This window comes from Pseudomonas sp. B21-054 (assembly GCF_026016345.1).
GTDB lineage: Bacteria > Pseudomonadota > Gammaproteobacteria > Pseudomonadales > Pseudomonadaceae > Aquipseudomonas.
Map to the genome: position 1 here is coordinate 1,746,475 of NZ_CP087204.1, position 22,713 is coordinate 1,769,187.

General features: G+C 60.3%; 24 protein-coding genes and 1 pseudogene. 11 read left to right on the plus strand and 14 right to left on the minus strand.

Features of this window, described 5'->3' with window-relative positions:
* Positions 1 to 170 precede the first annotated feature (170 nt).
* Positions 171 to 599, plus strand: a complete 429-nt coding sequence (locus LOY70_RS07770) for an Sbal_3080 family lipoprotein (RefSeq protein WP_092446287.1) — start codon at positions 171 to 173, stop codon at positions 597 to 599.
* Complete coding sequence (locus tag LOY70_RS07775) at positions 596 to 1,027, plus strand: DUF2846 domain-containing protein (protein WP_265035220.1); 432 nt, start codon at positions 596 to 598, stop codon at positions 1,025 to 1,027. The genes LOY70_RS07770 and LOY70_RS07775 overlap by 4 nt, the downstream gene beginning before the upstream one ends.
* A 46-nt stretch (positions 1,028 to 1,073) precedes the next feature.
* Here the strand turns inward: LOY70_RS07775 and LOY70_RS07780 are convergent, their stop codons facing one another.
* Positions 1,074 to 1,334: a hypothetical protein gene (locus tag LOY70_RS07780; RefSeq protein WP_265035222.1), complete on the minus strand. Its 261-nt coding sequence runs from the start codon at positions 1,332 to 1,334 to the stop codon at positions 1,074 to 1,076.
* A gap of 548 nt (positions 1,335 to 1,882) precedes the next feature.
* On the opposite strand from LOY70_RS07780, the gene LOY70_RS07785 reads away from it, so the two are divergent.
* A complete protein-coding gene (locus LOY70_RS07785) occupies positions 1,883 to 2,191 on the plus strand; it encodes a type II toxin-antitoxin system RelE/ParE family toxin (protein ID WP_265037988.1) in 309 nt (102 codons plus the stop codon).
* A complete protein-coding gene (locus LOY70_RS07790; protein WP_265035224.1) occupies positions 2,191 to 2,478 on the plus strand; it encodes a HigA family addiction module antitoxin in 288 nt (95 codons plus the stop codon). Before LOY70_RS07785 ends, LOY70_RS07790 begins: the two co-directional genes overlap by 1 nt.
* A gap of 4 nt (positions 2,479 to 2,482) precedes the next feature.
* Here the strand turns inward: LOY70_RS07790 and LOY70_RS07795 are convergent.
* From LOY70_RS07795 to LOY70_RS07805, 3 genes and pseudogenes are all read right to left on the minus strand, one after another.
* Positions 2,483 to 2,647, minus strand: a pseudogene (locus tag LOY70_RS07795) (addiction module antidote protein); the annotation flags it as partial.
* Between the two features lie 52 nt (positions 2,648 to 2,699).
* The gene (locus LOY70_RS07800) at positions 2,700 to 2,972 is read right to left on the minus strand and encodes a hypothetical protein (RefSeq protein ID WP_265035226.1); all 273 of its coding nucleotides are present in this window, start codon (positions 2,970 to 2,972) and stop codon (positions 2,700 to 2,702) included.
* A gap of 262 nt (positions 2,973 to 3,234) precedes the next feature.
* Positions 3,235 to 3,966 (minus strand): DUF899 domain-containing protein, encoded by a 732-nt coding sequence (locus LOY70_RS07805; RefSeq protein ID WP_265035228.1) that lies wholly within the window; start codon positions 3,964 to 3,966, stop codon positions 3,235 to 3,237.
* A gap of 187 nt (positions 3,967 to 4,153) precedes the next feature.
* Between LOY70_RS07805 and LOY70_RS07810 the strand changes: the two genes are divergently transcribed.
* Complete coding sequence (locus tag LOY70_RS07810) at positions 4,154 to 4,546, plus strand: transcriptional regulator (protein WP_123414695.1); 393 nt, start codon at positions 4,154 to 4,156, stop codon at positions 4,544 to 4,546.
* Positions 4,547 to 4,686: 140 nt separating this feature from the next.
* On the opposite strand, the gene LOY70_RS07815 is transcribed toward LOY70_RS07810, so the two are convergent.
* The 3 genes from LOY70_RS07815 to LOY70_RS07825 all read right to left on the minus strand — a co-directional run bounded on the left by LOY70_RS07815 (position 4,687) and on the right by LOY70_RS07825 (position 6,762).
* Positions 4,687 to 5,553: a DUF6279 family lipoprotein gene (locus tag LOY70_RS07815; protein WP_265035231.1), complete on the minus strand. Its 867-nt coding sequence runs from the start codon at positions 5,551 to 5,553 to the stop codon at positions 4,687 to 4,689.
* A 108-nt stretch (positions 5,554 to 5,661) separates the two neighbouring features.
* Positions 5,662 to 6,378, minus strand: a complete 717-nt coding sequence (locus LOY70_RS07820) for a TorF family putative porin (protein WP_265035232.1) — start codon at positions 6,376 to 6,378, stop codon at positions 5,662 to 5,664.
* A gap of 195 nt (positions 6,379 to 6,573) precedes the next feature.
* The gene (locus LOY70_RS07825) at positions 6,574 to 6,762 is read right to left on the minus strand and encodes a hypothetical protein (protein WP_025212437.1); all 189 of its coding nucleotides are present in this window, start codon (positions 6,760 to 6,762) and stop codon (positions 6,574 to 6,576) included.
* Between the two features lie 340 nt (positions 6,763 to 7,102).
* Between LOY70_RS07825 and LOY70_RS07830 the strand changes: the two genes are divergently transcribed.
* Both LOY70_RS07830 and LOY70_RS07835 read left to right on the plus strand, forming a co-directional pair.
* Complete coding sequence (locus LOY70_RS07830) at positions 7,103 to 7,939, plus strand: S1 RNA-binding domain-containing protein (RefSeq protein WP_123414692.1); 837 nt, start codon at positions 7,103 to 7,105, stop codon at positions 7,937 to 7,939.
* A 418-nt stretch (positions 7,940 to 8,357) separates the two neighbouring features.
* Positions 8,358 to 9,797, plus strand: coding sequence for an NCS1 family nucleobase:cation symporter-1 (locus LOY70_RS07835; protein ID WP_265035236.1), 1,440 nt, complete (start codon positions 8,358 to 8,360; stop codon positions 9,795 to 9,797).
* Here the strand turns inward: LOY70_RS07835 and LOY70_RS07840 are convergent, their stop codons facing one another.
* On the minus strand, positions 9,798 to 10,970 hold the full coding sequence (locus LOY70_RS07840; RefSeq protein ID WP_265035238.1) for an MFS transporter: 1,173 nt from the start codon (positions 10,968 to 10,970) through the stop codon (positions 9,798 to 9,800). It abuts the gene before it with no gap.
* 103 nt (positions 10,971 to 11,073) lie between these two features.
* On the opposite strand from LOY70_RS07840, the gene ptrR reads away from it, so the two are divergent.
* Together ptrR and LOY70_RS07850 are read left to right on the plus strand one after the other, a co-directional pair.
* Positions 11,074 to 11,967 (plus strand): putrescine utilization regulator PtrR, encoded by an 894-nt coding sequence (gene ptrR / locus LOY70_RS07845; protein ID WP_265035239.1) that lies wholly within the window; start codon positions 11,074 to 11,076, stop codon positions 11,965 to 11,967.
* Between the two features lie 139 nt (positions 11,968 to 12,106).
* Positions 12,107 to 12,235 (plus strand): PA1414 family protein, encoded by a 129-nt coding sequence (locus LOY70_RS07850; RefSeq protein WP_256222727.1) that lies wholly within the window; start codon positions 12,107 to 12,109, stop codon positions 12,233 to 12,235.
* A gap of 251 nt (positions 12,236 to 12,486) precedes the next feature.
* Here LOY70_RS07850 and LOY70_RS07855 read toward each other — a convergent pair whose 3' ends face one another.
* The 4 genes from LOY70_RS07855 to speB all read right to left on the minus strand — a co-directional run bounded on the left by LOY70_RS07855 (position 12,487) and on the right by speB (position 17,007).
* Entirely contained in the window at positions 12,487 to 13,875 is a 1,389-nt protein-coding gene (locus tag LOY70_RS07855; protein WP_265035246.1) for a sodium:solute symporter, read from the minus strand.
* A gap of 156 nt (positions 13,876 to 14,031) precedes the next feature.
* A complete protein-coding gene (locus LOY70_RS07860) occupies positions 14,032 to 15,567 on the minus strand; it encodes a purine-cytosine permease family protein (RefSeq protein ID WP_265035248.1) in 1,536 nt (511 codons plus the stop codon).
* A gap of 54 nt (positions 15,568 to 15,621) precedes the next feature.
* Positions 15,622 to 16,047, minus strand: coding sequence for a YybH family protein (locus LOY70_RS07865; protein WP_265035250.1), 426 nt, complete (start codon positions 16,045 to 16,047; stop codon positions 15,622 to 15,624).
* A 9-nt stretch (positions 16,048 to 16,056) separates the two neighbouring features.
* Entirely contained in the window at positions 16,057 to 17,007 is a 951-nt protein-coding gene (gene speB / locus LOY70_RS07870; RefSeq protein WP_092205065.1) for an agmatinase, read from the minus strand.
* A gap of 333 nt (positions 17,008 to 17,340) precedes the next feature.
* Here speB and LOY70_RS07875 point away from each other — a divergent pair, with 333 nt between their 5' ends.
* Both LOY70_RS07875 and LOY70_RS07880 read left to right on the plus strand, forming a co-directional pair.
* Complete coding sequence (locus LOY70_RS07875; RefSeq protein ID WP_265035253.1) at positions 17,341 to 18,234, plus strand: LysR family transcriptional regulator; 894 nt, start codon at positions 17,341 to 17,343, stop codon at positions 18,232 to 18,234.
* Positions 18,235 to 18,241: 7 nt separating this feature from the next.
* Positions 18,242 to 18,838 (plus strand): tRNA-uridine aminocarboxypropyltransferase, encoded by a 597-nt coding sequence (locus LOY70_RS07880; RefSeq protein ID WP_265035255.1) that lies wholly within the window; start codon positions 18,242 to 18,244, stop codon positions 18,836 to 18,838.
* Positions 18,839 to 18,987: 149 nt separating this feature from the next.
* On the opposite strand, the gene LOY70_RS07885 is transcribed toward LOY70_RS07880, so the two are convergent.
* Positions 18,988 to 20,352, minus strand: a complete 1,365-nt coding sequence (locus LOY70_RS07885) for an HlyD family type I secretion periplasmic adaptor subunit (protein WP_123414684.1) — start codon at positions 20,350 to 20,352, stop codon at positions 18,988 to 18,990.
* Between the two features lie 185 nt (positions 20,353 to 20,537).
* Positions 20,538 to 22,697: a type I secretion system permease/ATPase gene (locus LOY70_RS07890; protein ID WP_265035257.1), complete on the minus strand. Its 2,160-nt coding sequence runs from the start codon at positions 22,695 to 22,697 to the stop codon at positions 20,538 to 20,540.
* Between the last annotated feature and the right edge of the window lie 16 nt (positions 22,698 to 22,713).

Sequence of the window (22,713 nt, forward strand, 5' to 3'; positions counted from 1 at the left end):
GACGGATTCTGGAAAAAGGGGACAGATTTATTTTAAATGCTTTGCTATGCTGAAAGCTTCCACGCATGGAGGATCCTTATATGCCCAGAATGTTTTATCGGGGGGCGGCCGAGAGTTGAGTCGGGAAAATAAATCTGTCCCCTTTTTGCTTCGTATTCCAAGGACCAAACATGCTACCCAGAGCTATCACAACAGGACTTCTATTGGCATTGGCCGGTTGTACCAATATCACAGTCGAGCCAGTTGCCTCTCAATATAAAATCTCGCATCTCTGCATCGAAGAAAATCCGAAAGTGGTGACGGGTGATTTCGTGGATGGCCTGCAAACACTGCTGCGTCAGCACGGCATCGAAAGTCGGTTTTACGCCGCGCCTGTTCCAAGTAGTTGTGAGTATCGTCTTGCTTATACCGCCACTTATTCCTGGGATATTGCCCGGTACTTGTCCGATGCTAGCGTCCGGCTCTTCAAGGGCGATCAGCAGATAGGTTTTGGGCAATACCATTTGGCGGGCGAGGGTGGCTTAGATCCTTCCAAGATAGCCTCAGTCGAGCAGAAAATGACACCTGTTATTAATCAGTTATTAGAGAATAATAAATGAGTTCAACATTAAAAAGTATGCCGGTCCTATTGCTCATGCTGATGTTGGTCGGCTGCGCTCACACCAGCTCCAGTCAACCATATTTTGAGCCGCCGCCATTACCACAGGGCAAGGCGCTGATTTACATGATGCGGACCCAGGTCCTTCTAGGCAGCTTTTATGACAGCGTGTTCAGTATCAACGACAGTGCGGTTGTAGGACTCAACAACAAAACCTATTCCTGGGTGCAGGTAAGCCCGGGCTTATATAAGATATCGGCCGGGCAGCATCCGCATCCCAACAACGTATTTCTGAACTTGCCGGTCGAACCGGGCAAAGAGTACTTCGTTGAATATACACAGGAGCATGCGGTCGAAATGGTCCGGGTACGGAACGCCGAGGAAGGGAAAGCTATGGTGAAGGGATACTCGTATATACCGGTCAAGTAGTCGCCCTCCCCAAGCTAAACGGGCGACCTTGGATCGCCCGTTCTCCTCACTCCGCCGCCAGCGCCCGCAACCGCCTCCCAATCACATCCATCACATCGCAGCCATCGCGCAACGCAATCGTCAGCATTTTGCAGAAATCAGATAGCACCACCGTATCCGAGCCGATCTCCGAGCGAAACGCAATGTTCTCTAATACCTGAGTCACGGTGCGAATACGGTAGTCGGCGGTTTCGAAGAGGACATCGAGGGGGGCTTCGGTGTCGATGAGGAAAAGGGACAAGGAAAAGGGGACAGATTTATTTTTCAACTCTCTGCTACGCTGAAAGCTTCCACGGATGGAGGATCCTTATATGCCCAGAATGTTTTGCCGGGGACGGCCGAGAGTTGAGTCGGGAAAATAAATCTGTCCCCTTTTTGTTCTATGGCTAGTGAGGCTTCCGATCACCCAATAAGAGGGTTTATTGGGACCAAGGGGACCGCAAAAAGGGGAAACCGTTAGCCGGTCTCAAGTCAAGGCTAAAAGCCAACTCGCCCTGCAGCTTTTAACTGCATGGTTTCCTGCTCCTTTTTTTGTCTGTCCGTTTCTCAGGAAGATTTCTCCTGTGCCTAGGACCTTTCATACGTTCGTACCGGAGGCGTCTGATTTCAGATGATTGACCTCGATAGTAGCCTCCGGAAAAGAGGTATCCCGCGCCGATTGAGGTTCCTACCTTCTGAGTGATCTTTGGCACTACGGCGAAGAGCGCTGGATCAGGCCTGATCAACGAGTTGGCGTGGTCGTGTTCACCGAGCGGCGGGACAATGTAATCCGCCTCATCTCAGCGTTAAAAGCCACCTAGGTAGAAGGCCAACATTATCCCGAAACCAATGAAAACTGACTGGGAACGCTTGCTAAGAATGGATGACGAGGGCATCGACACCACCGACATTCCTGAACTGGATGAGGACTTCTTTCGCTGCGCCGAGTTGCTTGTACCGGTAGAGCAGGCGGTGACCCTAGATCTTGAGAAAATCAATAACAAGGACATTCCCGACTTTCGCCTGCACCCACTCAAGGGCGCGATGCGTGGACGCTGGTCGATCATGGTGAACGGCAACTGGCGCCTGACATTCGAATTCCGCGACGGAAATGCTTATGTCTTGGACTATGAGGATTATCACTGATGAACTTGCACAACCCGCCCCATCCTGGTGAGTTCATTACCGAGATCTATTTGGAGCCGAACACTATCAGCGGACGTGAGCTGGCAGAAAAGCTTGGGGTGGTCCCTTCGACTCTGAGCCGCGTCTTGAAGGGGACTAGCCGCGTTTCGCCTGAAATGGCGCTGCGGCTGTCTGTAGCGCTTGGCCGCTCGCCGGAGAGTTGGCTGGCCATGCAGGATGCTTACGATCTGTGGATCGCTCGCCAGCATGTGGATTTGCAGCAGGTAGAAAAACTCGCTTTCGCATGATTCATTCGCCGGCCAGTTCGGTCATCCCTTTGGCGCGTGCGACTATCTCCATCGCTTTGGCGAAATAGCTCGCATCGCCGGTTTCCAGGGCATCGCTTATAAACTCCGCAATGGCCTCGGAAGTACTGAGGTATTCTGCGGGGTCAAATTCTGTAAAAGTCTCAGTCAACTTGTACTCTCCATACATTTGAAACGGGCGACCCTAAGGTCGCCCGTTTTCATTACTCCGCAGCCTGCGCCCGCAATCGCCTCCCAATCACATCCATCACATCGCACCCATCACGTAGCGTTATCGTCAGCATTTTGCAAAAGTCGGAAAGCACCACCGTATCGGAGCTGATATCTGAACGAAACGCGATGTTTTCCAGCAGTTGGGTCACGGTGCGAATGCGATAGTCGGCAGTTTCGAAGAGAACGTCGAGCGGGGCCTCAGTGTCGATGAGCAGGGTAGCGGGGGTACAGTCAATGCCGGTGATGGGCATGTATCTGGTCATATTCAGAGCCTCGAAAATTAATGAGTCTCTCTGTGGATCGGGTCGCCAAACCCGGTCGCCTTTTGAGCGACGAGGGACTATAGGCCGACCCGTTCCTGAGCCACAAGACGCCATTTTCCGAGCTTTGTGTAGGACCTTTGGCCTTGCCGCGGTCGGCTTTGGCGCTGCGACAGGTCAGGCAATGCAAGCGCCTGCTACGCAGTCGAGCGGGAGCAAGCTCCCTCGCCACAGGGACCTCGCTCGACTTGTGCAGGTTGGCGCATCAGCCATGGCAGCAGCTGTGTGGCTTGGCCTCGTCGTATTTATCATGATGACGCACCCAGTCCATGATTTCGTCTTCATTGCGGCCCTTGGGCGTCAGGTCGAGGTAGTTGTAGGTGCCGACCAGGATGTCGAGGCCGCGGGCGTAGGTTGAGTAGGTGTGGAAGATGTCGCCGGCTTCGTTGCGATAGAAGACGCTCAGGCCGGGGAGTTCGCCTTCGGTGGTGTCGGTTTTTTCGTAGTTGTAGGTGGCTTTTCCGTCGGCGGTGTCTTCGGCTTTGAAGCTGACGCCGAAATCGTAGTTGAAGTCGCAGCCGTTGGACGAGACCCAGTCGAAAGCCCAACCCATGCGCCGTTTGAATTGCTGGAACTCGGCGAAGGGTGCGCGGGAGACGGCCGCCACGGCCACGTCGTGGTGGGCCAGGTGTTGGTTGGCCCCGTCGATGTGGTCGGACAGGAATGAGCAACCCTGGCAGCCTTCTGTCCAGCCGGGGCCGAACATGAAGTGGTAGATGATCAGTTGGCTGCGGCCACCGAACAGGTCGGCCAGGTTCAGTTCGCCGTGGGGGCCTTGGAAACGGTAGGGTTTGTCGATTTTTACCCAGGGCAGGGCGCGGCGCTCGGCGCTGAGTTTGTCTCGTTCGCGGGTGAAGGCTTTTTCGTGGGCCAGATGCTGGCGACGGGCTGCGAGCCATTCTTCCCGCGAGACGACCGGATGATTCTCTACGTTCATGGTGATTTCTCCTGCATGGCAGCGCTGCTGGGTGGGCGCTTCAGCAACTGGTCGTTTGGCCTTCGATGAATTCGACAGGCCGTTGGTCGGTTCAAGGCATAGACCGCCCGGAAACCCGGCTGAACGGCGGCGTGGCGCCTCGGTCACAACCTAGGTAGGCATCTCACTCTTTAGAGGATGGACCAGGATGACGACTTATAACTGGGACTTGATCGAAAAGTTGCTGCACGAAGTGCAGAACGGCGCCGGCCACAGCTTTACTCCTCGGCCTTATGCGGAGGAGTACGCGGCGGCGAAGGCGGCTGCAGGCGAAGAGATCGAGAACCTCGATCATCTGAAAGCGGTCGCCGGGGAGTACGAAAAGTTACTGCTGGAGCGTGGCTATATCGAGCCTCGGCCGGAGGAAGAGGGCGGCAATGGCGAGAACTTTGTGCTGACGCCGCGTGGCTCGCGGTTGTTGAGCCTGATCGACAGCAGCATCCCAGGCAATGATCATCCGCGCCAGGTGCTGGATGAGCAGGACGATGCGCTGGATGAGTTTACCTTTGATGATTTGGCGTCCAAGGCGCAGATTGCCTGACAGGCCTGCACTGAACCCTGTGGGAGCGAGCTTGCTCGCGATAGCGATTGAACAGGCAACACATTTGTTGAATGTCAGACCGCTATCGCGAGCAAGCTCGCTCCCACATTTGGATTTCCCATATTGGATCTTCAGGGGTTTCAGGATCGTGCCGCTTTCAGGCACTTCAAATCACTGAAATCCTTCTTCACTCCATCGATTTTCTTCAGCAACTGTTCGCGCTGTGCCGGGGTGCTTTCGGCCATGAGGTCTACCAGTAGGCTGCGGGCCTGGGCTTCGGTTTTGCTGAAGGCTTCGCGGTAGGCCGGGGTCCAGAGGCTTTCGCGGTTGACCAGCAGTTGCTCGATGCGTTTCGGGAAATCCGGGCTGTGGCGCTGGGCCACGGCTTCGCTGAACTGGTTCTGCCAGTGGGCGCGGTTGGCGATCCATTGTTGGTTCTGGTCGCCCAAGGCGGTGGACCAGGCCATTACGCGTTGGCGTTGGGCGATGCTGAGCGGGCCGAGCCAGTCGTTCAGGCGTTTTTCCATGCGTTCGCTGCGTTCCTGGATCTGTTCCTGCAACGTCGGCTTGAGGTATTGCTGCTGGCGTTTGCGCTGGTCTTTGACGAAAGAGGCGTCCATGTCGTCGACTTGTTCGTCACTCAGACCTTGCAGCAGTTCGATGGCCGACGGGGTGATTGCCCGGGCGGTTTCGGCGATGGCGGCCTTGGCTTCCCAGGTGCGTTGTTGCAGGGCTTCGTCGGTCACTTGATTGGTTTGCACCATGGTTTTCAAACGGTCCAGCCAGTCGAGGTAGCCGGGCAGCTGCGTCGTGCAGTGCCAGGTCAGGTGCTCCTTGAGGCGTTCGTTGAACCAGTCTTTTTGCTCGCCTTTGATCTCCAGGTAGTCGTTGAGGGTCCAGGGGATGATCAGGTCGAGGTTGCGGTAGGCCAGGCCTACACGGCTGCAGGCGGTCAGCGTCAGCAGCAGGGCGATGAACATGGCGGTGCGTGTTAACCAGCGCGACATGAGCGAGTCCTTGCGAGGGCATGGTTGTGAAGGTGTAGCTGTTTTGTTTGAGCATCGCAGGCGCGCAGCAGTTCAGCCGATTGAATACGTAACACTTAGTAAAAAGGGCTAGTAGAAAGGGTGCGCCATCTTGAGGGTCAGCAGGCTGTCACATTCGCTGTTGTGGCCCGAGTACGCCGAACAGCTGCTACCGCTGAGGCTCGAGTCGCTGTAGATCAAGTCCAGGTCGATGCCCTTCCAGGGCCGGGAGATTTTCAACGACCAGTCGCTGAAACTGCCTACGGAGCCGTTCTCCACCGAGACTGGCGAGTTGAGCTGGTGGGTGGTGTATTTGGCGCTGATGCCGATGCCAAATGGCACGTTGCCGCCCAGGTCGGCAAACAACGTGCTGTTCTGTTTGTCTGGATCGTTGCTCAGGGCTGCGCCGAAGCGGCTGCCGAGGACGGTCAGGCCGCCGAAGAACTCCTGGCTGTCGAGGGTATCGACGGTGGGGTAGCTGTAGTGGATCAAGCCGACTTCGTAGCCCAGGGTCTGGTCGAAGGGTTGTTTAAAGCCCATGTAGGAATCGATTTCAAGTTTGGCGGACGAGGTCAGGCCGGCGCTGGGTGACCACTGGCCGACGTACCAGCCGCTGTCGTGGCTCAGGTCCAGGCCGCCATGAAACGAGCCACTGCTGGACGGGGTGACCAAGCCTTCGGCCATGCTGCGGCTGGGGGTGGTGCCCAGTTTGAGGTCGAAGTCGCCGAGTTCGCGCTGGAACACCTGCCCCTGGGCGAGGGAGCATGTCAGCAGGCTGATCGCCAGCGGAACCATAGGAATGCGCATGCTTCACTCCATGAAATAGCGAGGAGCAGGAACGGTAACTAAGCTGAAACGCTTGAGCTAGAGAGGTGCAAGGATACCGGCGAATGCTCGGCAGCGAAGGCCGTTCGTCGATTTATAGGAAATGGATAGGGCGGGGAGGGTTCCAGTCCAAGCGCTTCGAAGCTCAAAGCGCTTTGGGACCAGGTGACGCGCAGGTTACTTCTTGCCCAGGCTGATCTGCTTGGATGGGCCGAATGTCTGGCCGCTGACGCCTTTGGCAATTTGCTGGATCTCACCGCCGGACTTGAGGAACGCAGCGATTTGGTCGTTGATCGACTCGCTGGTTTCAACGGCTGGAGCTGGCTTTGATTTGCTGTTGGATGCTTTTACGCGCATGACGGCCATTAACCTAAAGATAATTAATTGGGCCAGGCATCGTACAGGAAATACTTGACAATAGCTTGGCAAATATCCTTCGAGATTATCCTCGGCGGGTTGGGATTACGGCCGGTTTATCCGGTAATTATTGCCCTAAGCCACTGTTTTAAATAACAACTGTGGCGCGAATATAGCGCCGATGTCGCGGCGTGCGCGCCGTCCATCGCCTGACGAATGGCCAGGTCTTGAGGGAAAACCCCAGGGAAATCAAGGGCTGCGCCGGGCTTCTCGGGCAAACCTCGCCTGTGCTCACGAATCGCGGCGCAAAACCGGGTAGAATGCCGCCCACGCAATGAGGGTACAGGAAATGGCTTTAGTCGGGCGCTACAACAGTTTGCAAGTGGTTAAACACACTAACTTCGGTTTATATCTGGACGGTGGGGCGGACGGCGAAATTCTGCTGCCCAACCGTTATATCCCCAAGGATATCCCCAGCGAAGATGAAGACTGGCTCAATGTTTTTATTTATCTGGACAGCGACGACAAACTGATCGCTACCACGGAAAAACCAAAAGTACAGGTGGGTGAGTTTGCCAGCCTGAAAGTGGTTGAGGTCAACAGCATTGGCGTGTTCCTGGACTGGGGCCTGCCCAAGGATCTGCTGCTGCCGTATTCCGAAGAAAAGCGCCAGATGACCGCCGGCGAGTACTGCGTGGTGCACGTCTACCTCGACAAGCACACCCGTCGCATCACCGCCACGGCGCGCCTGGATCGTTATCTGGACAAGACGCCGGCCAACTACACGCCGGGGCAGGAAGTTGATTTGCTGGTTGCCGAAGCCACCGACATGGGGTTCAAGGCGATCATCAACAACAAGCACTGGGGCCTGATCCACAAGAACGAAATCTTCAAGTTCATGCGTGCCGGCAAAGAGGAGAAAGGCTTCATCAAGGAAATTCGTCCGGACGGCAAGATCAGCCTGAGCCTGCAGCCAGTGGGCCAGGAAGCCGCCACCAGCCTGAACGCGAAGATCCTCGCCAAGTTGCGGGAGAACAATGGCACGCTCCCGGTCAGCGACAAGAGCGACCCGGCGCTGATCAGCAGCCTGTTTGGCGTGAGCAAGGGCAACTTCAAGAAAGCCATTGGTGCGCTGTACAAGAATGGGCAGATTGTCATTCATGCGGATCGCATTGAGTTGAGCTGATCTCAGCCGAGCCCAGCTTTGTGGCAAAAAGGACTCTGTGTGGCGAGGGGATTTATCCCCGCTGGGGCGCGGAGCGGCCCCAAGATAGCTAACCTGCTCTGCCTGGCACATCGAGGCGCCAGGCTCAGGGGCTGCTTCGCAGCCCAGCGGGGATAAATCCCCTCGCCACAGGAACTGTGCTCGCCTTTCGTCTGTATACAAAACCCTGCACCTTTAGCATGCACCCGCGCCCTGTTCGTGGGCGTATCCCTGTTCCTGCGCGGCGTTCCTCTGCGCCACACACCACGGTTTGTCTCACATTCTTCGCCTATGGCACGCATTCTGCGTAGCAACGCGTATACAAACCATGCCGGCTCCCGTGCGCAGTATGGTGAGCAGGTCGACCCGGGGGCACGGCGGTACTCAAAAGGAGCCCGCAATGTCCGAGCAAATGCCCAACGGCTACAGCCCCCGTCTCTATAACGAAGACCTGGGCCCGCTGCCGCAGAAATGGAATTGGTACAACATCTTCGCGTTCTGGATGAGTGATGTGCACAGCGTCGGCGGCTACGTATTTGCCGCCAGTCTGTTCGCATTGGGACTGGCGAGTTGGCAGGTGTTGATTGCCTTGCTCGGCGGGATCTGCATCGTGCAGTTGATCGCCAACCTGGTCGCCAAGCCGAGCCAACAGGCGGCGGTGCCGTATCCGGTGATCTGTCGGCTGGCGTTCGGGGTGTTTGGGGCGAATATTCCTGCGGTGATCCGCGGCTTGATTGCCGTGGCCTGGTACGGCATTCAGACGTACCTGGCGTCCAGCGCGCTGATCATTGTGGTTTTGCGGTTTTTTCCTGCAATGGAAGTCTACGCCACGCCACAATTTGCCGGTTTGTCCTACTTGGGCTGGTTCGGTTTCCTCAGCCTGTGGTTTGTCCAGGCGCTGGTGTTCTGGACCGGCATGGAGTCGATCCGTCGTTTCATCGACTGGGCCGGGCCGGTGGTCTACGCCGTGATGTTTCTGCTGGCTGGCTGGATCGTGTGGAAGGCCGGTTGGAGCAACATCAGTTTCACCCTGGCGGAAAAGTCCTTGTCCGGCTGGCAGGCCTTCGGCCAGGTGATCGTGGCGACGGCGCTGGTGGTGTCGTACTTTTCCGGCCCTACCCTGAATTTCGGCGATTTCAGTCGTTACTGCCGGAGCATGTCTGACGTGCGCCGGGGTAATTTCTGGGGGTTGCCGGTGAATTTCCTGGCGTTCTCCCTGGTCACCGTGGTGATTGTTTCCGGGACTTTGCCGGTGTTCGGCGAAATGCTCCACGACCCGATCGCCACCGTGGCGCGGATCGACAACAACGTGGCCGTGCTGTTGGGGGCCTTTGCTTTCGTGACCGCCACCGTCGGCATCAACATTGTCGCCAACTTCGTCTCTCCAGCCTTCGATTTCGCCAACGTCGCACCCAGCAAAATCAGTTGGCGTGCCGGAGGCATGATCGCGGCGCTGGCGTCGATTTTCATCACGCCGTGGAACCTGTTCAATAATCCCGAAGTGATCCACTACACCCTGGACGTGCTGGCGGCGTTCATTGGCCCGCTGTTCGGGATTCTGTTGGTGGACTACTACCTGATCAAAAAGCAGCAGATCGACGTCGATGCGCTGTTCAATGACGGGCCGAGCGGGCGTTACTACTACAGCGGCGGCATCAACTGGACGGCGGTCAAGGCGTTGATTCCGGCGACGCTGATGGGGGTGGCGATCACCTTCACGCCGATGCTGCAATCGATGGCCAACTTTGCCTGGTTCACCGGTTGCTTCCTCGGCGGGGTGTTGTATTTCGCCCTGGCGCGGCGTGAGCTGGCGCCGCACCCATCGTTCAGTCCGGCCTGATCAACGCAGGACGGTCTGGGTGCAAGGGCTCACGGCGTTTCGGCTGGCGGGCCGCAACAACAGCCCGCCGGCCAACACCAGGCCGCTGCCGGCAATGATCAGCGCCGGTTGCAACCCGCCGCTGAAATGGCTGCTCAGCGCCGCCAGCAGCGGGCCGCTGAGTTGGCCGACGGCAAAGCAGGCAGTCAACAGCCCGGCGTTGCGCTGGGTGGCCTGTGGCGTCAGTTCCCGGGCGCGCAGCATCACCAGTTGCATACAGGCCAGGAACGGTGCGCCACACAGGATGACGCCCAATGCCAACCCCGGCCCGCTACCCAGCAGGCAGGCGAAGACCCCGGCCGCTTGCAGCCACAACGTACCGATCAGCCAGCGAGCTGTGGTGGTCGGGTCGGGTCGGTGCAGACTCACCAGCAATACGCCGATCGCGGCGGCCAGGCCGAAGCAGGGCCAGAACAAGTCCGCCTGCCATTGCCCATGGAACTGCGCCGAGGCCATCTGCGAGAGGAAAGTGGCCGGAATGATGTAGCCCAGGCCATATAAGACGTACACCGCGCCGAGCCGAGCGATGCCACGGTTTGACGTAGTGCCGGCCGACGGGGCAACGGTCGTGTTTGCGGCGGGTTGCGGCAGCATCGGCAGAATCACCAGCAACATCGCCAATGCCACGCCGGCATACACCAGCCACAGGGTCGCGGAGGTCTGGCCCAGCAGGTTCGAGCCCAGGGCCAGCATGCCTGTCAGAAAAATCCCCAGCCCCGGTCCGGCAAACACCAGTGCGCCGAGCCGCGGCCGTCCTGCCGCTGCGGCCAGGGGTTGGCTCAAGGCGGTGATCATCACCATTACCCAGGCACTTGCCACGCCGGTGCCGAAGCGTAGCGCCAGGTGCGGCCAGAAACCCCAGGCCCAGAACGACGCCAGGGTCAGCAGCACGCATAGCCACAGGCCGCCGAGCAAGCGCCGCTGCACCTGTTCCGGGCGGCGGGCGAACATGGCGTCGAGCGCGCCGAGGAAGTAACCCAGGTAGTTGGCGGCGGCAATCAGACCGGCGGCGGTCAAGTCGAGCTGGCCTTCGCCGATCAAGTGAGGTAACTGGGGCGTCAAGGCGAAGCGGCCGATGCCCATGGCCATCATCAAGGCGATGAAGCTGCCGAGCAGACGAATAAGAGGTGACATGGTCGTTCTCCAGCGTTGAGGCGAATGACCGTCAGGCTAGGACTGATTGACTTTCATTAAAAATGAATAATAGTGAGTAACTTGTTCTTTTTTGGAGAAGGTCGTGGAGTTCAGCCAATTACGGATTTTCCAGGCCGTGGCCGAGGAAGGTTCCATCACCCGGGCCGCCGAGCGCCTGCACCGGGTGCCGTCGAACCTCTCGACCCGGCTCAAGCAGCTTGAAGAGCAGCTGGGCGTGGATCTTTTCCTGCGGGAGCGTCAGCGCTTGCAGTTGTCACCGGCGGGAAAAGTCCTGCTGGACTATGCGGCCAAGCTCTTTGCCTTGCACGACGAAGCCCATGCGGCCGTGCAGGGCGGGCAGCCGGCCGGGGATTTTGTACTGGGCACGATGTACAGCACGGCGGCGACGCATTTGCCGGACCTGCTAGCGGCTTATCACCGGGCGTACCCGGCGGTGAACCTGCAAGTGCAATCGGGACCCAGTGCTGAGCTGCTTGAAGGCCTGCTCACCAACCGGCTCGACGCGGCACTGGTGGACGGCCCGCTGGAGTTCGCGGGGCTGGATGGCGTGCCGTTGTGCGACGAGCGGTTGGTGCTGATTACCGAGGCCGATCATCCGCCGGTACACAGTGCCCTGGATGTGCAGGGCCGTGCGGTGTTCACGTTCCGGCGTGGTTGCTCGTACCGGATGCGATTAGAGGCCTGGTTTGCCCATGATCACGCGACCATGGGCCGGGCGATGGAAATTGAGTCTTACCAAGGGATGCTGGCGTGTGTGATCGCCGGGTCTGGGGTGGCGCTGATGTCCGAGTCGATGCTCGCCAGCCTGCCGGGCCGCGAACGTGTGACGGTGCATCCGCTGGCCGAGCCGTTTGCCAGTGCCACGACCTGGCTGATGTGGCGCAAAGGGATGGTAGGGGCGAACCTCAACGCCTGGATCGAGCTACAGCAACAGGCTTGGCCACGGACACCCATGACAACGGCGCAATCGGCTTGAACTCCGGGAGGTGGATTTGGATCAATTCAGTAACAGATCATTGCAATCTGTAACGAGCATTGCGTAGGACTTCGGACTATTATCAGTGCGAAGGGGCCACAGAATTCTGCCGCTCGCACCACCCTGAGGGGGCACCACGATGAAAGAGAAAATCCAGAACTGGCTTCACGACCTGGGTGTCGCGCTGGGGCTGATCGAGCCGCCAATGCAACCGATACCGATCCGCACCGATGACGAGCAACGCCGCCGCCAACCGCGCCGCCGGTAAAACCACCAGGAATTTGAAGAGATCGCAGTTCCGGACCATTTCAATTGAGATGGCCCGGAACTGCGATCTTTTTATTTCCGAAACACACCCCTGTGGCGAGGGGATTTATCCCCGCTGGGCTGCGAAGCAGCCCTAAAAAGGTCAACTCAATCTGTCAGGCACACCGAGATGTCAGAGTTTGGGACCGCTGCGCGCTCCAGCGGGGATAAATCCCCTCGCCACAGGTGCGTTCGGCTTGATTCAGTTGTTGATCAAACCGCCTTGGCCACCGCACTCGGCCGTGGCGACAACACACTCACCACGACGAAACTCACCAGTGCCACGCCCAGGCTGTAGTAGATCGGCGTGTTGGCGTCCAGGCCGTCCTTGATCATGAATAGCAGGGCGGTCAGAAAGCCCAGCGACATGCTGGTGATCGCACCAGCCGTGGTCGCGCGCTTCCAGTAGATGGCGCCAATCAGCGGAATCAGCATGCCGCCCACCAACAGGTTGTAAGCCAGGGTCAGGGCGCTGATGACATCGCTGACCACCAGGGCGATCACCAGAACCACCGCGCCCATCAGCAGGGTGGCGATGCGGTTTTCGTGGACGTCGCCGCTGCCGCTTTCACGACCCTGGCGCAAGCGTGGCAGCAGGTCCTGGACCACCGTGGTGGAAGCCGCGAGCAGGCCCGCCGCAGCGGTGGACATCAAGGCTGCCAGGGCGGCGGCGATGACCAACCCGCGAATGCCATTGGGCAGGCTGGTCTGGACGACGCTGGCGAAGGCGTTGTTGACGTTTTCCAGGTCCGGCAGCAACACCTTGGCGGCCATGCCGATCAACGCCCCGGCCAGGCCGTACAGCACGCAATAGAGACCGGCGGCGGTGCCGGCCACTTTCGCCACGCGTTCGCTGCGGGCGGTGAATACCCGCTGCCAGATGTCCTGGCCGATGAAGATGCCGAAGAAGTAAATCAGGAAGTAAGTGAGGATGGTGTCCCAGCCAATCGCGGTGAAATCGAAGTAACTGGCCGGCAATGCCGCCACCATTGCATCCCAGCCGCCCGCGTCATTGATGGACAGGGGCATCAGCAGGAACACCAGGCCGACGGTCATGATCAAAAATTGCACGATGTCGGTGAGGGTTAGCGACCACATGCCGCCGATGGTGGAATACAGCACCACCACACCGCCGCCCACCAGGATCGACACCCAGAACGGCAGGCCGAACAGCACCTGCATCACAGTGCCGATGGCGATGGTCGAGGTAGCGCCGATCATCAGCGCATAAACCAGCATGATCAATGCACTGGCTTGACGCGCGGCCGGGTTGTAGCGGCGCTCCAGCACTTGGGTCACGGTGTAGATCTTGAGCTTGAGCAATGGCTTGGCGAGGAACAGGCTCAGGCCGACGATGCCCAGGCCGATGGCGCCGCACAGCCAGAACCCGGAGATGCCGTAGACGTAGCCCAGGCGCACGGTGCCAATGGTGGACGCGCCGCCCAGGACGGTAGCGGCCATGGTGCCCAGGTAAAAGCCCGGGCCGAGGTTGCGCCCGGCCACCAGGTAGTCATCACGGGTCTTGGCGCGGCGCATGCCGTACCAGCCCAGGGCGATCATGCCGGCGGCATAGATGAGAACGACGATTAAATCCAAAGCCATGATGGCGTGTCTCCGATTGTCTTTTTTATAGTGGGGACGGCTGGTACCCCAGCCAGAAAAGCTCGGGTACTGCCCTTGTGGCGAGGGGATTCATCCCCGTTGGGCTGCGAAGCAGCCCCAAAACAGCCAACTCAATCTGTCTGGCCCACCGAGGTGTCAGGGTTTGGGAGCGCTGCGCGCCCCAGCGGGGATAAATCCCCTCGCCACAGGTTCTGCACTCGGCTGGTTTTTGCTCCGCGGATCATCCGGCCCATACACCGCCGCCGGTTCCGGGAACAACCCAAGCAGCACCAGGTACACCACCGAAGCCAGGCCCAGGGTCACCGGCAGGCTGATGTCGATCCCACCGGCCAGTTCGCCCAAAGGCCCGACAAACTGCCCTGGCAGGTTGACGAAGCACAACCCCACCAATGCGCTGGGAATCCAAGCCCCGAGGCCACGCCAGTTCCAGCCATGGGTGAACCAGTAGCGTCCGCCGGTTTCGCCCCGGGTGAACACTTGCAGGTCATCCGGGCAGTAGAAGCCGCGGCGCACCAGCAGGCCGATGATCATGATCACCATCCAAGGCGTGGTGCAGGTGATGATCAGTACGGCGAAGGTGGACACGCTCTGCACCAGGTTCGCGGCGAAGCGCCCAATGAAGATGAAGGCAATCGACAGCACGCCGATCAGCAATGTCGCCTTGACCCGCGACAGTACCCGTGGGAACACGCTGGACATGTCCAGCCCGGTGCCATACAGCGACGTGGTGCCGGTGGACATGCCGCCGATCACTGCGATCAGGCACACCGGCAGGAAGAACCATCCCGGCGAAACCGCCAGCAGCCCGCCCACGTAGTTGTTGGCGGCGATGTAGTCCGGCGCCTTGATCGCGACGATGGTGGCGGTGGCGAGGCCGAACAGGAACGGGATCAGCGTCGCCAGTTGCGCGGCGATCACCGCCAGCATGATGCGGCGCTTCGGCGTGTTGCGGGGGATGTAGCGCGACCAGTCACCCAGGAACGCCCCAAAGGAAATCGGGTTGCTCATGGCCACCAGCGCCGCGCCGATGAACGCCGCCCAGAAGCCCGGCTGACCAAGGGCGACGGTGCCGGCGAACTGGCTGTCGAAGGTTGGCGCGAAAGCCAGGATGCCTAGTAGGAACAGCAGGCTGGCGGCCCACACGGCAATGCGGTTGACCCACAGCATGAAGCGAAAGCCATAGATGCACACCGTCAACACCAGCAAGGCGAACAACCCGTAGGCCAGGCCCAGGCTCAGGTCGGTTTCCGGTACGCCGATCAGCCGCTTGGCGCCGCCGATCAATGCATCCCCCGAACTCCACACCGACAATGAGAAGAACGCAATGGCGGTCAGCAATGACAGGAACGAGCCGACGATCCGCCCGTGCACGCCGAAGTGCGCACCGGAAGACACGGCGTTGTTGGTGCCGTTGAGCGGGCCGAAGAGACCCATGGGGGCGAGGATGATCGAGCCCACCAGTACCCCCAGCACAATCGCCCAGACACCGGCCTGGAACGACAGGCCGAACACCACCGGGAAACTGCCGAGCACGGCAGTGGCAAAAGTGTTGGCGCCGCCGAAGATCAGGCGAAACAGATCGCCCGGGCCGGCGGTTCGTTCGTGGTCCGGGATCTGTTCGACCCCGAAGGTTTCGATTTGCGTAAGGCTGTTGTCGTTATTGTTATTCATGACCTGCTCCGATCATAAAGGCGCGCTCATCGTGTGTGAGCGTCGCCTGTTTGGCTAAGGGGGTGGCAGCCCTTCCGGCATGGCGGACAAATGTTCATGGCAGGCCAGCCATAGGCCTTGTTGTTCTTGCTCGCGACCTTCCTGTTTGCGGAACAGGATGGTTTCGCGTTCCTGGCTAAAGTGTCGCTCCCCTTGCATGCGCAGCTCGGTGGCCACGTCATGGATGAACACCGCCACGTCCCCTTGCAGGCTGACGAAGGCGTTGCTCGAGGTGCATGACAGCACCTCGAAACCATCCTCGGATCGCCAGCGATCCCACAACGCCTGGTAGGCATCGCGTGACAGCAGGGGCTGTTCGAGGGTGTAGAACACGAAACTCGCGTCGGTCGTGAACGCGCCAAAGTAGGCGTCGCGATCATTGCGGGCGAAGGCCGACACCAGTTCTGCGGCGGCCTGGAGAACCTGCTCCTGTTCGTTCATGGCCGCACCTCAGCGATGAACCACGCCGGGCAGTACGCAGAGCATCTCGTACAGCAGGTTGGCGCCCAGCAGCGAGGTGTTGCCGGTGGTGTCGTAGGGCGGCGAGACTTCTACCAGGTCGCAACCGACCAGGTCGAGGCCCTGGCAACCCCGGACGATTTCGATCGCCTGGATGGTGGTCAGCCCGCCGATTTCCGGGGTGCCTGTGCCGGGCGCCCAGGCCGGGTCGATGCCGTCGATGTCGAAGCTCAGGTAGACCGGGCCGCCACCGACTTTCTCACGGACTTCAGCCATCAACGGTGCCAGGGATTTATGCCAGCACTCTTCGGCCTGGACCACACGAAAGCCCTGGTTGCGGCTCCAGTTGAAATCATCGGCGGTGTAGCCCTGGGCCCGCAGGCCGATTTGCACCACGCGGTCGCAGTCGAGCAGGCCTTCTTCCACGGCGCGGCGGAAGGTGGTGCCATGGGCGATTTTCTCGCCGAACATGTGGTCGTTGACGTCGGCGTGGGCGTCGATGTGCACCAGGCCGACCTTGCCGTGCTTCTTGTGGATAGCCCGCAGGATTGGCAGGGTGATGGTGTGATCGCCGCCCAGGGTCAGGGGGATGACGTTGTGCTCGAGGATCTTGTGGTACGACTCTTCGATGATCCGCACCGCGTCCAGCAGGTTGAAGGTGTTGATCGGCACATCACCGATGTCGGCCACTGACAACGAGTCGAACGGCGCCGCACCAGTGGCCATGTTGTAGGGGCGGATCATCACCGATTCGGCGCGGATCTCGCGGGGACCGAAACGGGTGCCGGCGCGCAGGGAGGTGCCGATGTCCAGCGGCACGCCGACGAACGCCGCGTCCAGGCCGGCAGCGGTTTGCAAGTGGGGAAGTCGCATCATGGTGGCGATGCCGCCGAAGCGCGGCATTTCGTTGCCGCCCAGTGGTTGGTGAAGAGTCTTGTCCACGGGTAGGGCCTCATCGCTGTTTTATTTATCAGGGGCCGATTCTGCGAAAAGCGGGTGCCGTGAAGAATCGCTGGGGGAAAATACTTAGTTCAGATTTTTCTAAACTAATGCGGGACGGGGCGATAGACTTCGCGTCAGCGCCGTCCCCCTGTTTGGATTGGGAAGTAGTGGCCCCTGTGGCGAGGGGATTTATCCCCGCTGGGGCGCGAAGCGGCCCTAAAATTTGAAAGCTCGGTGTGTCAGGAAAATGATATTGGGGCTGCTTCGCAGCCCAGCGGGGATAAATCCCCTCGCCACAAATGTGCAGTGACCCGCCTGTATGGAGACATCCCAATGGCCAACGCTTTACCCGACCTGAAACTGCTGCGCATCTTCGTGAGCGTGGTCCGGCATCAGGGGTTCGCCAATGCCCAGCACGAACTCAACCTGTCCACGTCGGCCATCAGCACCTACATGAGCCAGCTTGAATCGGCCCTGGGCCTGGTGTTGTGTCATCGCGGTCGGGGCGGTTTCAGCCTGACCAGCAAGGGCGAGTTGTTCCATCAGGAAACCCTGCGCCTGCTGGGCGAGCTCGAAGGGTTCGAGCAATACGCCGCGGCGCTCAAGGGCGAATTGCGTGGCACGTTGAACCTGGGGGTGATCGATTCCACCGTCAGTGACAAGGCCTTGCCGTTTGCCGAAGCCATCGGCGCCTACAGCCAGGAGCATCCGGCGGTGCATCTGCACCTGTCGGTGATGAGCCCTTATGAGCTGCAGCTGGGCGTGCAGGACAATCGCCTGGACCTGGCCATCGGTGCGTTTTCCACGCGTATGAGTGGGTTGGTCTACATGCCGCTGTACCGTGAGCAGCACTGGTTGTATTGCAGCAACCGCCACTCGTTGTTCAACGAGCGGCGCATCCCCGAGCAAGTCATCACCCAGCAGCGCATGGTCGGGCGCGGTTACTGGAGCCAGGCCGAACTGGCCCGCCACGGCTTCAAGCACAGCGCGGCGACGGTGGAGAGCATGGAGGCACAGTTGATCCTGGTGCTGTCCGGTGCCTATATCGGTTACCTGCCCGAGCACTATGCCCAGGCCTGGGTCGACAAGGGCGATTTGCGCGTGCTGCTGCCGGCGACCTTTGGTTATCAGGCGCCGTTTTCGATGATCGTGCGTCGTGGCCGTAGCCGCGAGCCGCTGATCCAGACGTTCCGCGACCTGCTCAAGGCGCAGCTCAACCAGGCCTGAGGTGCCCATGTCCCGAATCCATTGCTCGCGTTGCCACAGGCCGCAAAGCCATTGCCTGTGCCCGTTGATCCCCAGCCTCGACAGCCGCACCCGGGTGTTGCTGTTGCAGCATCCCAGCGAAGTGAACCACGCCTTGAACACCGCCCGCCTGGCGGCGTTGGGGCTGAACAATGCCGAGTTGATCGTGGGCGAAGTGTTCGAGGATTTGCCCAGGCTGCTCGATCAACCGGGGTATCAGGCGCGCTTGCTGTTTCCCGGCGACGAGGCGCAGCCGTTGCAAGCCTATGGCCCGTCCGATGAGCCGATCCTGCTGGTCGTCCCCGATGGCACCTGGCGCAAGGCGCGCAAGTTGCTGCACCTCAATCCCTTGTTGGCGGCGCTGCCGAGGGTGACGCTGGCCGAAGGCGGGGTGTCTCGTTATCGCTTGCGCAAGGCACCCGGGCCGGGGGCGTTGTCGACGGTGGAGGCGATTGTCCAGGCGTTGCAGACGCTGGAGGCGCCGGCGGGTTTCGAGCCGTTGTTGAGGCCGTTCGAGGCGTTGATCGAGGGGCAGATTGCGGCGATGGGGGAGCAGACGTTTCGACGTAACCATGCTGAGAAATGAGTGCTGTCTTCGCTGGCCTCATCGCGAGCAAGCTCGCTCCCACATTGGGTGTGTGTTGATCACAAGTCTTGTGCACGCTGGAGATCAACTGTGGGAGCGAGCTTGCTCGCGATGGCGGCCTATTGATCAGAGGAGATTCCAGTTAGAAACTACCGCTCGCGCATCGCCTCGGTCCGCGCCTTCAACACCGGCTTGAGCAAGTAATCCAAGACACTCTTCTCGCCGGTAATGATATCCACTGTCGCCACCATCCCCGGGATGATCAGCAATGGTTTGGCATCTCCACCCAAGTGGTTTTTATCCGTGCGCACCTGGATCAGGTAGAAGCTGTTGCCCTTGTCATCGGTGATGGTGTCGGCGCCGATCAGTTCGAGCTTGGCGCTCAGCCCGCCATAGATCGTGTAGTCGTAGGCGCTGAACTTGACCATGGCTTTCTGGCCCGGGTGCAGGAACGCCACGTCCTGGGGGCGGACCTTGGCTTCGATCAGCAGGTTGTCTTCCAACGGGACAATTTCCACCATGTCGCTGCCCGGCTGGACCACGCCACCGATGGTGTTGACCTTCAGTTGCTTGATCACCCCGTGCACCGGCGAAACCACGGTGGTGCGGGTCACGCGGTCGTCGATGGCGATGCTCGACGCGGCGATTTTCGACAGCTCCGTGCGTTTCTCGTTAAGGTCCTTGGCTGCGTCGGAGCGGAAGGATTGTTCGGACTCGTCGATCTTGCTCTTGATCTCATTGATCGCCGATTCGGCCCGAGGGATCGCCAAGGTGGTGGCGTTGAGCGAGCCGCGGATTTCCACCGCGCTGCGTTTGAGCCGCAGGATCTCCACCGGCGACACGGCCCCGGTGCGCACCAGCGGCGCGGACATGTTCATTTCTTCCTGCAGCAAGCCCAGGGCGGAGCTGAATTGGCCTTGCTTGGAGCGAAACTCCGCCAGCTCCTGGGTCTTCTGCCGCAGTTGTTCGGTCAGGGTCCGCTGTTCGCTGGCCAGGCGCCGTTGCCGTTGTTCGTACAGCGAGCGTTCGTCCTCGGCCACTTGCGGGGCCTTGGCGATGACCTCTGCGGAAAGCTTGAAAGGGCGGCCCTCGGCCTCGGCCGACAGGCGCTCGACCTGGGCGGTCAAGGCATAGCGGTCGGCTTCGCTCTCGCCCTTGTTCGACAGAAACCGCGTATCGTCCAGGCGCAGCAGGGTGTCGCCCTTGTTCACCATCTGGCCTTCACGGACGAAAATCTCGGTGACGATACCGCCCTCCAGGTTCTGGATCACCTGGATCTTGCTCGACGGAATCGCCTTGCCTTCGCCCGTGGTGACTTCCTGCAAGACCGCCAGTTTGGCCCAGACCAGCCCGGTGATGATCAACCCGGCGGCCAGCCACACGGTGACACGGGAGCGCCGGGGCGAATCCTGCAACGTGGCGCCGGCGGTTTCCGGCATGAATTCGCTTTCGGCGCTCTTGCTGAAACTGCCGAAGTAGCTTCGAGCGGCGGAATCCGGTGTTTGAGCAGACATGGGCGGTACCCGTCGGTTAAGTGAAGTGGAGCTGGTCGCGGTTTTTTGTGGCGAGGGGATTTATCCCCGCTGGGCTGCGAAGCAGCCCCAATACCATTTTCCTGACACACCGAGCTTTCAGGTTTTAGGGCCGCTTCGCGCCCCAGCGGGGATAAATCCCCTCGCCACAGGTACGGTGTGGGTTGTTAAACCGCCGCCGTCCCCACCCGCCCCTTGCGCAACGCATCGATGACCGCTTCCTTCGGCCCATCCGCCACAATCCGCCCGTTGTCCAGCACCACCAACCGGTCCACCAGGCTCAGCATCGAGGTGCGGTGGGTCACCAGCAGCACGGTCTTGCCCTGGACATGGGTGTGGAGCTTTTGCCGCAGGACGTCTTCGCTGCTGTTGTCCATGGCGCTGGTGGGTTCATCCAGCAGCAGGATCGGTGGGTCGAGCAGCAGGGCCCGGGCCAGCAGCACGGCTTGGCGCTGACCACCGGAGAGCAACTGTCCGCGCTCGCCCACCGGGCGGTCGAAGCCTTGGGGATGCTGGCGGGCCAGTTCGGTGACACCGGTCAACTCGGCGACTTCCAGCATGCGCGCGTCACTGATATAGCGGGCGCCGAGGGTGAGGTTGTCCCGCAGGCTACCGGCCAGCAACGGCAGGTCATGGGCGACGTAGCCGATCTGTTGGCGCAGGTCGGCGACGTCCAGTTGCCGCAGGTCCAGGCCATCGAGCAGCAATTGGCCTTCCTCCGGGGCATAGAAACCCATCACCAACCGCGCCAGGGTGCTCTTGCCCGAGCCACTGCGACCGATGATGCCCACCCGCTCGCCGGGTTTGAGGCTGAAGCTGATATTGGCCAGTGCCGGCGCATTCTGGCCGTTGTAGTGGAACGTCACGCCGTTGACCTCCAGCGCGCCCTGCAACTGGGTGCGGTCCAACGGCCGCTGCTTGGCGTCGCGCTCCTGGGGCAACGCCATCAAGGCATCGGTGCTGCGCATGGTGAGCTGGGCTTGCTGGTAGCGGGTGATCAGTCCGGCGATCTGCCCCAGCGGAGCGAGGACCCGGCTGCCGAGCATGTAGGTCGCCACCAGCGCGCCGACGCTGAGGTTGCCGGCGATGATGCTGTAGACCCCGGCGACGATGGTCGCCATGCCGGCCAGTTGTTGCAGGAACAACGTGCCGTTGGTCGCCAGTGCCGAGAGGTTGCGGGCGTGGCTGTCCAGGCGGGTGAGGGCGCCGTGGGTGCTTTCCCATTGATGCTGGCGCTCGCTTTCTGCGCTACAGGCCTTGAGGGTTTCCAGGCCGCCGAGGGTTTCAATCAACAAGGCTTGGCGCTGGGCGCCGAGGGCCAGGCTTTTTTGCACGGTGTCACGCAGGCGCACCTGGATGATCATCGCAAAGACAATGGTGAGCGGAAAAGCCACCACCGGAATCACCACCAGCCACCCGCCCAACAGGCCGATCACCAGCAGCATCAGCACGGCGAAGGGCAAGTCGATCAGGCTGGTGAGGGTCACGGCGGTGAGAAACTCCCGCAAGCCTTGGAAGTCGTGGATGCTCTGGGCAAATCCGCCGATGGTCACCGGTTTGGCCTTCATGGCCATGCCGGTGATGCGCTCAAACAGCGTGGCGGAAAGAATCACGTCGGTTTTCTTGCCGGCGGTGTCCAGCAGATGGGCGCGTACCACCCGCAGGACCAGTTCGAAGCCGGTGCCGATCAACAGTCCTATGGCCAATACCCATAGGGTGGACGTGGCCTGGTTGGGCACCACGCGGTCGTAGGTCTGCATCACGAACAGCGGCACCATCAGCCCCAGCAGGTTGATCAGGAAACTCGCCAGGATCGCGTCGCTGTACAGCCAACGCGACAGTTTCAGGGTGTCGCGAAACCAGGCTTCGACCCGCGGTACCAGGGGCGCGCGCAGGTCTTCGAGTTCATGGCGCGGCCGGGCGAACAACGCCTGGCCGCTGTAGTCGGTGGTCAGTTCCTCGCGACTGACCCATTGTTCGCCGCCATCGGCTTCGCTGGGCAGGATCAGCGCCTTGCCGTCCTCGCCCCAACGGCGCAACACCGCGCAGCGACCGCCGGCCAGAATCAGCATCACCGGCAGGTTGAGCGGCGAGATGTCGCCCAGGTCACGGCGCAGCAAGCGCGCTTGCAAACTGGCCCGGGCCGCTGCGCGGGGCAGCAGGTCCAGGCTCAGGCGTTGGTGCGCCATAGGAAGCCCGGCGCTGAGGCTGGCGCGGCTGACTGTCGCGCCATGGAGTTTGCAGAGGATCAATAGACCGTCCAGCAAAGGATCGTCGAAATTCAGGCGCGGATCGGCGCCAAGGGTTACGGGTTCCATGCTGGTCACATTGATCGCTCCCATT